9 protein-coding genes are annotated in these 10,373 nt (G+C 73.0%); 6 read left to right on the forward strand and 3 right to left on the reverse strand.

Going from position 1 to position 10,373, the window contains the following annotated elements; translation table 11 throughout:
• Both BN12_RS16455 and BN12_RS16460 read right to left on the reverse strand, forming a co-directional pair.
• Positions 1-527 (reverse strand): methylmalonyl-CoA mutase family protein (locus BN12_RS16455; protein WP_048554157.1); only part of this gene is annotated, 527 nt, incomplete at its 3' end.
• 112 nt (positions 528-639) lie between these two features.
• Positions 640-1,107, reverse strand: a complete 468-nt coding sequence (locus BN12_RS16460; protein WP_048554159.1) for a GbsR/MarR family transcriptional regulator — start codon at positions 1,105-1,107, stop codon at positions 640-642.
• Positions 1,108-1,161: 54 nt separating this feature from the next.
• Between BN12_RS16460 and BN12_RS16465 the strand changes: the two genes are divergently transcribed.
• From BN12_RS16465 to BN12_RS16475, 3 genes are all read left to right on the forward strand, one after another.
• Positions 1,162-2,088 (forward strand): ABC transporter ATP-binding protein, encoded by a 927-nt coding sequence (locus BN12_RS16465; protein ID WP_048556510.1) that lies wholly within the window; start codon positions 1,162-1,164, stop codon positions 2,086-2,088.
• Positions 2,085-3,671, forward strand: a complete 1,587-nt coding sequence (locus tag BN12_RS16470; protein ID WP_048554161.1) for an ABC transporter permease — start codon at positions 2,085-2,087, stop codon at positions 3,669-3,671. The genes BN12_RS16465 and BN12_RS16470 overlap by 4 nt, the downstream gene beginning before the upstream one ends.
• Before the next feature lie 243 nt (positions 3,672-3,914).
• Positions 3,915-4,538: a class I SAM-dependent methyltransferase gene (locus BN12_RS16475; RefSeq protein WP_048554162.1), complete on the forward strand. Its 624-nt coding sequence runs from the start codon at positions 3,915-3,917 to the stop codon at positions 4,536-4,538.
• A 32-nt stretch (positions 4,539-4,570) separates the two neighbouring features.
• On the opposite strand, the gene BN12_RS16480 is transcribed toward BN12_RS16475, so the two are convergent.
• The gene (locus tag BN12_RS16480; RefSeq protein WP_048554164.1) at positions 4,571-5,710 is read right to left on the reverse strand and encodes a mannose-1-phosphate guanylyltransferase; all 1,140 of its coding nucleotides are present in this window, start codon (positions 5,708-5,710) and stop codon (positions 4,571-4,573) included.
• A gap of 356 nt (positions 5,711-6,066) precedes the next feature.
• On the opposite strand from BN12_RS16480, the gene BN12_RS16485 reads away from it, so the two are divergent.
• The 3 genes from BN12_RS16485 to galK all read left to right on the forward strand — a co-directional run bounded on the left by BN12_RS16485 (position 6,067) and on the right by galK (position 10,250).
• Positions 6,067-7,413, forward strand: coding sequence for a D-alanyl-D-alanine carboxypeptidase family protein (locus BN12_RS16485; RefSeq protein WP_162233095.1), 1,347 nt, complete (start codon positions 6,067-6,069; stop codon positions 7,411-7,413).
• A gap of 159 nt (positions 7,414-7,572) precedes the next feature.
• Complete coding sequence (locus BN12_RS16490) at positions 7,573-9,060, forward strand: S10 family peptidase (protein WP_048554168.1); 1,488 nt, start codon at positions 7,573-7,575, stop codon at positions 9,058-9,060.
• Complete coding sequence (gene galK / locus BN12_RS16495; protein WP_048554169.1) at positions 9,057-10,250, forward strand: galactokinase; 1,194 nt, start codon at positions 9,057-9,059, stop codon at positions 10,248-10,250. The genes BN12_RS16490 and galK overlap by 4 nt, the downstream gene beginning before the upstream one ends.
• The last annotated feature ends 123 nt before the right edge of the window (positions 10,251-10,373 follow it).

Raw genomic sequence — 10,373 nt, forward strand, 5'->3', positions numbered from 1 at the left:
CCGGCGCCCGCGGGGGAGTCCCCGGCCCCGTCGACCGTGCCACCGCGCCGGGCGACGAGGTCGACGAGCGCCCGCGCCGCGCCGACGGGGTCGTGCGGGGCCTCGAGGACGACGGGTGCGAGGTCGAGGTAGATGCCGTCGAGGGCGGTCGCCAGCTCGGCGACCGGCAGCCGCCCCGGTCCGAGCTGCAGCCAGACGGAGGTCGCGCCGTTCTCGAGGTCGGTGACGAGGTGCTCAGCCGTGCGGCGGGCATCCGGAGCGGAGGCCAGGGCCCGGATGTCCCAGCCGAGGCCGGGTCGGCCGACACCGACGCCGCGCACGAAGGGCGGCTCGCCCGGCAGGCCGGGGTCGGGGACGTCGGCGACGACCTCGGGCGTCCCGAGGGGAGTGACGGGGATCCCGTCGAGAGTGCGGCGCGTCAGCGCGTCCCGGACGAGGGCGTCCGCGTCGTCCGGGCCGAGCCGTCCGCTCCTGCGGAGCACCCCGGCTGCCGCATGCTCCCACTGCACAGAGACGTCGTCGGCCATGGCTCCCGACACTAGTGCTCCGGTCGCCGTCCGATCCGGTTCAGGTGCCCAACCTCACGAGCCCGTTCTCGAGGGCCCGCGAGCGGGCGTCCCGGCCATCTCGGCCGCTCGCTCACGACCCCGTCTCGAGGGCCTCCCACCGCTCGGCGATGCCCTTCATCTCCGTCGTGATGAAGTCGAGGAACCGCACCGACGTCTCCAGCCGGGCCCCCGCGGGAGAGTCCGCACCCCCGACGGCCGCGACACCCCCGGCGAAGGCCGACTTGAGCCGTCCGTAGATCTGGTCGGCGCCGAGCAGGGTGTAGTGCCACTGGTCCTGCGCGACGACGTAGACGTCCCGCCGGGTCCCCGGCTCGCGCTCGCGGTGGATCATCCGCATCTCCGACAGGTAGCGCACCGCCCCGGACACCGACGACGCGCTGAGCCGGAGCGCCCCGGTCAGCTCGGCCGACGTCATCCGTCCGTCCTCGTCGGCCATGAGAGCGGCGAAGACGCGGGCGGGGACGCGCTGCATACCCAAGGAGGTGAGCGTCGTGCCGAGCCGCTCGATGAACAGGGCGACATCCTCGTCGTGCGTCATGACTCACAGTTTACTGGATTCAGAAAATTCTGAAACTTGCGTATGCTGAGCCTCATGACCGATGTCACCGACACTCCTGTCATCGAGGCCCACGGCCTCCGCAAGACCTTCGGGGCCACCGTGGCCCTCGACAGCCTCGACCTCACCGTACGGGAGGGCGAGGTCCACGGCTTCCTCGGACCCAACGGCGCCGGCAAGTCCACGACGATCCGCGTGCTCCTCGGGCTGCTGCGCGCCGACGCGGGCAGCGTCCGGGTCCTCGGCAGCGACCCGTGGGCCGACGCGACCGCCATCCACCGACAGCTCGCCTACGTGCCCGGGGACGTGAGCCTCTGGCCGAACCTCACCGGCGGCGAGGTCGTCGACCTCCTCGGCCGGCTCCGCGGAGGGGTCGACCGATCGCGCCGGGACAAGCTCCTGGAGATGTTCGACCTCGACCCCACCAAACGCGGACGCTCGTACTCCAAGGGCAACCGGCAGAAGGTCGCGCTCGTCGCCGCCCTCGCCTCCGACGTGCCCCTCCTCGTCCTCGACGAGCCGACGTCCGGCCTCGACCCGCTCATGGAGAAGGTGTTCCAGGACGCGGTCCGGGAGGTCCGGGCCGAGGGACGCACCGTCCTCCTGTCGAGCCACATCCTCTCCGAGGTGGAGGCGCTCGCCGACCGGGTGAGCATCGTTCGCAAGGGCAGCGTCGTCGACAGCGGCAGCCTCGCCGACCTGCGGACCCTCACCCGGACGAGCGTCGCCGTCACCCTCGCGACCCCGCTCTCCCCGACCGACGCCCGGTCCTGGGTCGGCGTCGAGTCGGTCGCCGTCGACGACGCGAGCATCCACCGGGCGACCCTCGTCGTCGACACCCACCACGTCGGTGAGGTCCTCGAGCGGCTCGGAGCCCATGGCATACAGGCCATCACCTGTCAGCCACCGACGCTCGAGGAGCTCTTCCTCGCGCAGTACGAGACCGAGGTCGTGTCGGCATGACCGAGCTCGCCGGCACCGGCTCCCTCCTTCGGCTCGCCTGGCGGCGCGACCGCTGGATCCTCGTCGTCGTCGCCCTCGTCCTCGCCGTCATCCCCTACAGCACGATGGCGTCGACCCTCGACCTCTACACGACCGACGCCGCGGCCCAGGCGGGCGCCCGGGTCATGGAGGACACCCCGTCGGTCCTCGCCCTCTACGGTCCCCTGCCGTCACTGACCGCCGAGGGCGTCGGGATCATCAAGGCGATCCTCATGGGCGGCCTCGGGACGGCGTTCCTCGCCTTCGCCGTCGTCCGCCGGCACACCCGGACCGAGGAGGAGGAAGGCCGCCTGGAGCTCGTCGCCGCGGGCGTCGTCGGCCGGCGTGCCCCGATGGTCGCCGCCGTCGTCCTCGCCGTGCTGGCCGTCGCGGCGACGGCCGTGCTGTCCGCCCTGTTGCTCCTCCCGACCGGCGCCGGCGCCGCCGGGGCCGTCGCCTTCGCGGCGACGATCCTCACGCCCGGGCTCGCGATGGCCGGCGTGACGGCCGTCGCGTGCCAGCTCACCGCCACGACCCGAGGAGCGGGCGCCATCGCGCTCGGAGTCCTCGGCGCCGCATACGTCCTGCGGGTCGTCGGCGACACGGCATCCGACGCCGGCTGGCTGACCTGGCTGTCCTTCCTCGGGTGGGCGGAGAAGGTCGCCCCCTACGGCGCGAACCGGCCCTCGCTCCTCCTGCTCGCCGTCGCGCTCCTCCTCGTCCTCCTCCTCGTCGCCGACGTGCTGCTCCACCGGCGCGACCTCGGGGCCGGCCTGTGGGCCACCCGGCCGGGTCCCGCGCACGCCTCGTCCTCGCTCGCCGGCGCGTCGGGGCTGGCCTGGCGGCTGCAGCGCGGCTCGGTCATCGGCTGGACCATCGGGTATGCCGTGCTCGGCATCGTCGTCGGGTCCCTCGCCTCCTCCGCCGGCGACATCGCGAGCGACCCGAGCGTCCGCGACATGCTCGCGAAGATGAGCGGCGGTCACGGCACGGTGACCGACCTCTTCCTCGGCACCGAGCTGCGGTTCATGGCGATCGGCGCGGCGGCGTTCGCCGTCGTCACCGCGCTCCGGCTGCGCTCGGAGGAGACGGCCGGACACGCGGAGGTCGTCCTCGCGACGCCCGTGAGCCGGTGGCGCTGGCTCGCCGGCCATGTGAGCATCGCGCTCCTCGGGGCCGCCTGGCTCATGCTCGTCGCCGGCCTCGCGGCCGGGCTCGTCGCCTCCGCGTCGAGCGGGTACCCGGTCGCCTCCCTCGTCGGCGCCGCGCTCGCGACCGTGCCAGCGGCCTGGGTCATGGCGGGCCTCACCCTCCTCCTCTTCGGTCTCGTGCCGAGGCTCTCCGCCCTCGCCTGGGGCGTGCTCGCCGTGTTCCTCCTGCTCGGCGAGTTCGGCGAGCTCCTCAAGCTGCCGGACTGGGTCATCGGGCTCGCGCCGTTCGATCACCTCGGGAGCCTGCCCGGCGGCACGGTCTCGGCGACCGCCCTCCTCGGCCTCGTCGTCATCGCCGCCGTCTGCCTGGGTCTCGGGGGCGCCGGCTTCCGCCACCGCGACCTCACGACCTGATCCCCGCCCGCCCGGCCCCTGGCGGTCTGGCACCCGATCGGGGCCTGTGCACCACCCCGACCGCCCCGCACCTGGCGCACTCGCACCCGATCGGGCCTCTGCACCACCCACCCCGCCCCGCACCTGGCGATCTGGCACCCGATCGGGCCTGTGCACCACCCACCCGGCCCCGCACCAGGCGATCTGGCACCCGATCGGGGCCGGTGCACCACCCCGACGGTTGGCGGTGGCAGCCTTGAGGCCGTGGGTCTCTACGGACGGTTCTTCGCGGCGGTCTACGACCGGTCGGTCGCATCGACCGAGGAGCACGGTATGCGGGAGCGCCGCCGCTCGGTCCTCGCGAGCGCGACCGGGCGGGTCCTCGAGATCGGCGCCGGAACGGGGCTCAACCTTCCGCTCTACCCCTCGAGCATCGAGCAGCTGACCCTGTCCGACCCGCAGGAGCCGATGCTGCGTCGCCTCCGACGTCGCGTCCGTGAGCTCCACCGACAGGTGGACACCGTCCAGGCGCCGGCGGAGCGGCTCCCCTTCCCGGAGGGCGCGTTCGACACGGTGGTGAGCACCCTTGCCCTCTGCACGGTCGACGACCTTCCGCAGGCGCTGGGCGAGATCAGGCGGGTGCTGTCCTCGTCGGGTCGGCTCGTCGTCGTCGAGCATGTCCGCTCCGACGACGCACGAGTCGCCGGCTGGCAGGACCGCTTGCATACACCCTGGCGGTTCTTCGCGAACGGCTGCCACGTCAACCGGGACACGCGTGCCGCGTTGGCGCTCGCGGGTTTCGACGTATCCGAGCTCCGAGGCGAGGAGTGGACCGGCGCCCCCGCCCTCGCGCGACCCCTCATCGTCGGCGTCGCCACGCTCCCCTGAGCCGAGGGGGTGTGTCGCCCGTCCGACAGGCGTCAGAGGAGATCGGTCCGGCCGGACTCCTTGAGGGCATCGACGATCCGCTTGACGTCCTGCGCGCGGTGTCGCGTCGTCACGAGAAGGGCGTCGCCGGTCTCGATGACGACGACATCCTCGAGCCCCACGAGGGCGACCGTGCGCCCTCCGGAGGGCATGACGAACCCCGTGCTGTCGACGGCCTGGACGAGTCGTGCGTCACCGACGACGGTGACCGCCTCGTGGTCCTTCGCCGACGTCGCAGGAGACGTTCGGTCACGTGGAGGCAGGGCCGGCGTGTCCAGGGCCGTCGCGGTCGTGACGAGCCCGGCGAGCGAGGCGAAGTCCCCGACGTCGTCCCACGGGAACGTGCCGGGCACGACGGCGACCCGGCCGTCGGCCGCGGCGGGCTCGGCGACGGCGTGGTCGACGGCGATCCGCTCCAGGAGCGGCCACCCGTCGTCGAGCCCCGACGGGTCCGCGGCCAGGGCTCGCAGCCCGGTGGCCAGCTCAGGGTGCCAGCGCGCGAGCAGATCGAGCAGGACCGCTGCGCGGACGACGAAGATCCCTGCGTTCCAGCGGAACTCGCCCGACGCCACGTAGGAGCGGGCGCGCGGAGCGTCGGGCTTCTCGACGAACTCGACGGCGTGGCGCGCCGTGGGGAAGCCGGCGACCGCGGCGCCGGAGCGGATGTACCCGAACCCGGTCGCCGCATACGTGGGCTCGATCCCGATCGTCACGACGAGGCCGGTCCGGGCGACGTCGACGGCCTCCCGGACGCAGGCCTCGAATGCCGGCAGGTCGCCGATGACGTGGTCCGCGGCGAACGACCCGAGGATCGCGTCCGGGTCCTTCGCCTCGAGGACGGCCGCCGCCCACCCGATGGCGGCCATCGAGTCCCGAGGTGACGGCTCCGCCATCACCCCCACCCGGGGGCCGAGCTGGCGAACCACCTCGTCGCGGTGCCGTGCACCGGTGACGACGAGGACCCGGTCGCCGACGAGGGGTTCGAGGCGGTCGACCGTCGCCTGGAGCAGGGTGCGCCCGGAGCCGGTGAGGTCGAGGAGGAACTTCGGCCGTCCCGCCCTCGACACCGGCCACAGCCGCGTGCCGGCCCCCCCGGCAGGGATGACGGCCCAGAAGCCCTCGATGGTGGTCATGGGAGGCGAGGGTAGACGAGGCGAGGCCCGGGCCGCGCCGTGGAGGGGATGTTCGAGATCCCCGCCACCGGCGGTATGCCGGGATCCTGCGCGCCACGACCTCCCCACCATCCGCTCTATCGGGTCACCCCGGAAGCGCGCCACGATCTCCCCACCCCGCTTTATCGGGTCACCCCGGAAGACTGAGCCCGACCCGACAAGGGAACCCGGGCGAAGCCACGTCTTCCAGGGTCACCCCGGAAGACGTGCCGCGGGATCACGCCAAGCGGCCGCGTCCGGAACGCGCGGTCCCCGATCCGGGCAGCCGAATGGCATACCGTGAGGTGAGACCCTGCCCGCCGACCCGAGGTGTTCTCGTGCCACGCACCGCCCGCCCGAGGCGCCATGGCGTCCGTGCGTGGGCGGTGGCCGGTGGAGCCGCGGCCCTCGTCATCCTGCCCGTCGCGGACGCGGCCGGCGCGACGAGGCCCAAACCGTCGAGTCCGACCCTCCCGGTGCCGCGGTCGACGGTCGACCCGGCCACGGCCGTGGGCGGCGCGCGCCTCGCGTCGATGGGCGTCGTCACCGATCTGCCGAAGGGGGTCCCCGCCCCTCCGACGATGCGCGACGTCGCCTGGGTCGTCGCCGACCTCGACACCGGTGAGGTCATCGCCGCCAAGGCGCCCCACGCCCGGCTCGCCCCGGCGAGCACGCTGAAGACACTGGCCTCGATCGTCCTCCTGCCGAGGATCGACGCGAGTCGCTCGTATGCCGCTGCCGCCTCCGACACGCGGGCGGACGGCACCCGGATCGGGCTGGTCCCCGGACAGGTCTACACGGGCCGGCAGCTGTTCCAGGCGCTCCTCATGGGATCGGCCAACGACGCGGCATACATGCTGGCCCGGATCAACGGCGGCACGGCGCGGACGTTGGCGCAGATGAACGCCGAGGCCCGTGAGCTCGGCGCCCTCGACACGCGTGCCGGCGACCCGAGCGGCCTCGACGCCCCCGGCCAGACGTCGAGCGCCTACGATCTCGCCCTCATCGCGCGGAAAGCGATGCAGAGCAAGGCGTTCCGCTCCTACGTCCAGACCAGGCGGGTGCACTTTCCCGGTATGCCGGTGCCCAAGAAGGCGGCCAAGCACACCTCGGCCTCGGGCACGCCGAAGCCCGGCCCGACGCTCGTCGACGCCAAGGGGATCCATCGGCAGACGTACGACCTGACGACGCACACGACGATCATGCTCAACTACCCGGGCGCGATCGGCGGCAAGGACGGCTACACGAGCAAGGCGAACCGCACCTACATCGCCGTGGCACGTCGGGGGGGCCACACGTACGTCGTCACCGAGATGTGGGGTCTGGACTTCCAGCAGTGGCGCCCGACCGCCAAGCTGCTGGACTGGGCGTTCGCGTACGGCTCGAAGGCGCGGCCCGTGGGCCGGCTCGTCGAGCCGGGTGAGCTGAGCGCCACCCCGTCGCCGGCTGGTCAGGCCGGCGCGACGAGCCCGGCCGACACGGTGACGACACCACCTCCCGAACCCACCGACACCCTCCTGGCCGCCGCCGCACCGCAAGCTCTTACCACCCCGGCGTCCGGACGCGACGACAACCTCGTCCCCGCGCTCCTCGGAGCGGCGGTGCTCGCCGCCGGTGGCGCGCTCGGCGTCGGCGGCGTCCTACGCGCCCGACGCCGCGAGGCGCGCGGCGAGCCACGTCACTGAGAGCGCTGGCGCTGAGAGCTCCGACGCCGAGAGCTCTGGCGCCGAACGCCACGGTGCCGCAGACCACATCGCCGGCCCGCCCGTCGTGCCGCCGGCGACATCACGCAGCGACATCGGTTCCGCCTGTGTCGGGACCCGGCCCTTTGGCATGATGACGAGGTGAGCCAGACCGACGACGACCAGAAGCAGTCCGACGCCGAGGCCGCGTCGAGGAGCACCCCCGTCGACGACGTCCGGCGCACCGAGCACACGCTGACCCTCGACGACGGCCGCACCCTCGCCTACACGGCGGCCACCGGCCGGATCGTGCTGTCCCCCGAGTCGATCGACGATGACGTGTTCAAGGGCACCAAGCCTCGCGCGGAGATGTCGGTGACCAGCTATGTCGCGGAGCCGGAGGAAGGGCGAAGCCGCCCGGTCACCTTCGCCTTCAACGGAGGGCCCGGCTCGAGCTCGGTGTGGCTGCACCTGGGCCTGCTCGGCCCGAGACGCGTCCTGTCCGGCGATGTCGGCGACCTCGCGGCCCCGCCCTACGGCCTCACCGACAATCCCCAGAGCCTGCTCGCCGTCTCCGACCTCGTCTTCATCGACCCGGTGTCGACGGGTTGGTCCCGCGCCGTCGAGGGCGGGAAACCCAAGGATTTCCACGGGTTCCAGGCCGACATCGACAGCGTCGCCGAGCTCATCCGGCTCTGGGTCACCCGGCACGGACGGTGGCTGTCCCCCAAGTTCCTCATCGGCGAGTCGTACGGCACCGTCCGCGCGGCAGCCCTCGCCGAGCACCTCCAGGACAAGCTCGCGATGTACCTCAACGGCGTCGTCCTCGTCTCCTCCATCATCGACTTCGACACGAGCGACTTCGAGTACCGGAACGACCGCGCCTACGTCGACTATCTCCCGACGTATGCCGCGACGGCGCACTTCCACGGGTTCCACGGCGAGCGTCCCCTCCGCGAGGTCCTCGACGAGGCCGAGGCGTATGCCGCTCGCGATTATCCCTGGGCCCTCGCCCGCGGGTCGCGGCTCACCGCCGACGAGCGCCAGGAGGTCGTCGACCGGCTCGCGTCCCTCACCGGCCTCTCCCCCGCATACATCGACCGATCGAACCTGCGGGTCGAGCACGTGCGCTTCTTCACCGAGCTGCTCCGTGACCGGGGGCTGGCCGTCGGCCGGCTCGACGCCCGCTTCACCGGCCCGCTGCGGTCGGGCATCGCCGAGCAGTGGGACGCCGACCCGTCCTTCGACGCCGTCATGGGTCCGTATGCCGCGGCATTCAACCACTACGTGCGCACCGAGCTCGGCTACGACCAGGAGCTCGCCTACGTCGTGAGCTCCGACCGCGCCCACAAAGAGTGGTCCTACAAGGAGTACGAGGCCAAGCCGATCGACGTGACGGCGGCCCTGTCCCGAGCATTGCGCGCGAACCCCCACCTCCGGGTGCACGTCGCCTACGGCTACTACGACGGGGCGACGCCGTACTGGGCCGCCGAGGACGCCTTCGCGCACCTCGACGTCCCGGCCGACCTGCTCGGCAACCTCGAGCATCGCTACTACGAGGCGGGGCACATGATGTACGTCCACGAGCCGAGCCGGCGTCGCCAGAGTGCCGAGCTCCGGACGTTCGTCGAGGGGGCGAGCGGTCGATGACCACCCTCGAGTGGGCTTCGGCACCGGAGCGAGCGGTGGTCACCGCGGCGCTCGCGGAGCGGTTCGAGCGGCAGGTGGGCCGACCCCCGCACGGCGTGTGGTCGGCGCCCGGCCGGGTGAATCTCATCGGCGAGCACGTCGACTACAACGGCGGACTCTGCCTGCCGCTCGCCCTGCCGCACCGGACGTATGCCGCCGTCTCACCCCGGTCGGACGACCTCCTCCGCCTCGCCAGCTGCCAGGCGGACTCGGTGTGGGAGGGGACCCTCGACGACGTCGGTGAGGGGCGCCCGGGGGGCTGGGTCGCATACGTCGCCGGTGTGCTGTGGGCGTTGCGGCACAACGGAATCGTCATCCCGGGGATGGACGTCGTCATCGATGGGCATGTACCGCTCGGCAGCGGGCTGTCGTCGTCCGCAGCCATCGAGTGTGCGGTGGCGGTCGCCGTCCGTGACCTCGTCGCGACGCCCACCGCGCTGTCCGACCGCGACCTCATCGCCGCCTGCATCGAGGCGGAGAACGTCGTCGCGGGCGCTTCGACGGGCGGTATGGACCAGTCCGTGTCGGTCCTCGCGCAGGACCGCTACGTCCTCCTCCTCGACTGTCTCGACTTCTCCACGACGAACGTCGCATGGAGCGTCGGCGACAGCGGGTGGACCCTCCTGGTCTGCGACACCCGGGTGCCGCACGCGCTCGTCGACGGGCAGTATGCCGAGCGGCGCCGGTCGACGGCCTCCGCCGCCGAGGCGCTCGGCGTCGGGACGCTCCGGGAGATCGCCCCCGACGAGCTGCCCGACGCCCTCGGCCGGCTCGACTCCGACGTCCTGCGCCGCCGGACCCGGCACGTCGTCACCGAGATCGAGCGCGTCCGCACCGCGGTGCGCGCCCTCGACGCGTCCGACGTCACGGCGCTCGGCGCGGCGATGGTCGCCTCGCACGCCTCGCTGCGCGACGACTACGAGGTCACCGTGCCGGCCCTCGACCTCGCCGTCGAGACGGCCCTCGCGTCCGGCGCCGCAGGTGCGCGGATGACTGGCGGCGGGTTCGGCGGATCGGTCATCGCCCTCGTCCGGGACGACGCGACCGAGGGCGTCGCCGAGGCCATCGCGCGGGCCTTCTCCGACGGGGGACTCGGCGCGCCGCAGTTCCTTCTCGCGCCCCCCTCGGCCCCGGCCGGCCGCGACCGCTGACGCCCCGCCCGCCCCGCCCCGGAGCGCCCCGCCCCTGGGCGTCGAAAGCCCACACCTGCCGCCGCAGGCTTCCGCACGTGCCGAGAGGATGTCGGCGGACGAGGCTCGGGACAGCATCAACTC

Origin of the sequence: Nostocoides japonicum T1-X7 (assembly GCF_001046855.1) — a bacterium.
GTDB classification, from domain to species: Bacteria; Actinomycetota; Actinomycetes; order Actinomycetales; family Dermatophilaceae; genus Nostocoides; species Nostocoides japonicum.